Raw genomic sequence first — 1,301 nt, 5'->3', positions numbered from 1 at the left:
CGGCGGTTTCCAGGGGTCGTAGCAACACGTGGTTGGTTTGATCAGGCCGCGATGAGTTTATGCAGGCGCTCGGCTGGGGTTTCCCAGCCGAGCGTTTTGCGTGGGCGGCCGTTGAGTTCGGCGGCGACTGCGGTCAGGTGCTCGGAGCTGTGGACGGACAGGTCGGTGCCCTTGGGGAAGTACTGCCGCAGCAGGCCGTTGGTGTTCTCGTTGGAGCCGCGCTGCCAGGGGCTGGCCGGGTCGCAGAAGTAGACCGGGATGCCGGTGGCGACGCTGAACGAGCCGTGGGCCGCCATCTCGCTGCCCTGGTCCCAGGTCAGCGACCGCGCCAGGTGACCGGGCAGGATCCGCACGGTATCTACGAGGGCGTCGCGTACGTGCTCGGCGCCGCGGCCGTTCGGAAGGTGCAGGAGCATCACGTAGCGGGTGGCGCGCTCGACCAGCGTGCCGATCGCGGAGGCGCCGTCCTTGCCGATGATCAGATCGCCCTCCCAGTGGCCAGGCACGGCCCGGTCCTCGGCTTCGGCCGGGCGTTCACTGATCATGACCATCGGGGTGGCGAACCTGGGCTGGCGGCAGGCGGCCTGGCGGTGCGGCTTGCGGCGCGTGCGGCCACTGCGCAGGGCGCCGGCCAGTTCCCGGCGGAGTTCTCCGCGCCCTTGGACGTAGAGGGCCTGGTAGACCGTCTCGTGGACCACGTGCATCTCCGGCCGCTCGGGAAAGGTGTCCCGAAGAGCCTGGCAGATCTGCTCCGGGCTCCACTTCTTGTCCAAGTGGTGCTGGATGAAGTCCCGCAGTTCCGGGTTCTGGCTGATCTTGCCCGGCTTAGGACGGGGCCGCCGGGCGTCGGCTCGGGCCTGGGCCGCGTGCGGGCGGTACGCGCCGCTGCCGGGATGATGGTTGCGCTTGATCTCCCGGCTGATGGTGGAGGGGCTGCGGCCGAGCTCGGCGGCGATGACGCGGATGGTCGCCTTCTCCCGCAGGCGATCGGCGATGTGGATCCGCTCGGCCTCCTTCAGGTACCGGGACGGACCGTCCTCCGGCAAGGGCGTACAGATCGGTGGATACGCCTTTATGCCGCTCGATGCGTTGCGGCCGTTACGCCATCGCTTGCCGGTTCGGTAGTTGATCCCGACGCGTCTGCACGCTTCCTGGCTGCTCAGGCCCTGGTCCATGAGTCGGAAGTATTCCTCCCGCTCACGGACCAGGGTCCTGCGACCCTGAGCCGCTATCCGGTTCTCCCGGATCTCGAACATTGCACCCCTTGAACTGGGGTGTTGCAACGATCCCTAGAACCTAAG

Annotated in this window: 1 protein-coding gene; it reads right to left on the bottom strand. The window is 67.9% G+C overall.

The window, feature by feature from the left end; all coding sequences use genetic code 11:
* Positions 1-41: 41 nt before the first annotated feature.
* Positions 42-1,175 (bottom strand): IS30 family transposase, encoded by a 1,134-nt coding sequence (locus ACFVVA_RS42125; RefSeq protein WP_387696018.1) that lies wholly within the window; start codon positions 1,173-1,175, stop codon positions 42-44.
* Between the last annotated feature and the right edge of the window lie 126 nt (positions 1,176-1,301).

Origin of the sequence: Kitasatospora sp. NPDC058048 (assembly GCF_042885555.1) — a bacterium.
GTDB lineage: Bacteria > Actinomycetota > Actinomycetes > Streptomycetales > Streptomycetaceae > Kitasatospora > Kitasatospora lactacystinica.
This window is presented reverse-complemented; position numbering and strand designations above follow the sequence as displayed.

Coding starts and splice junctions, on each gene's coding strand:
- ACFVVA_RS42125 (WP_387696018.1), bottom strand. CDS start 1,175: ATGGACCAGGGCCTGAGCAGCCAGGAAGCGTGCAGACGCGTCGGGATC.